The following is a 465-nucleotide window of genomic DNA, read 5'->3' as shown; positions in this document are numbered from 1 at the left end:
CAACTTATTAAACAGGCTTTTATAGTGTTCCATGTAATACCTTATTTAAGAGTGAACCAACCGCTGCCGCCTAACTTTTGAATAGGCTGGTCATATTCCTTTATTGCATCGGTTACGGCTTTAACCATGCCGTCAATATCACCATCTGAACTTGATAAATCTATTTCACCGGATTTAACATACTGGTTAATTGCTTCCCAGATTTTTTGATAACCAATTGCTGACGCCATATCATCAACCGTTCTTAAATACTGCTCTACCTTGCTGGATAATTCGAAAAACTTTGCGGCTTTAGAGCGTAAATCTTTCAGGTTTTCATATTTAATACCAGTATTTGACGCCATTTCTTTAAGGGTATTTGTAACCCCTTTTACGGTTGACGTTGTACTTTCAATGAACTTTTTCAGCCTTGCAACTTCTGATTGTAATTGGTTGTGGTCTTTACCACGAACCCCAAATTTACCC

At 37.6% G+C, this 465-nt stretch carries 1 protein-coding gene; it reads right to left on the bottom strand.

Annotation, left to right across the window (positions count from 1 at the left end; all coding sequences use genetic code 11):
• Positions 1 to 41: 41 nt before the first annotated feature.
• Positions 42 to 465 (bottom strand): hypothetical protein (locus tag AC3DEV_RS16940; protein WP_488372860.1); only part of this gene is annotated, 424 nt, incomplete at its 5' end.

It is taken from the genome of Dietzia sp. IBK-p2-15D (assembly GCF_057773105.1).
This window is presented reverse-complemented; position numbering and strand designations above follow the sequence as displayed.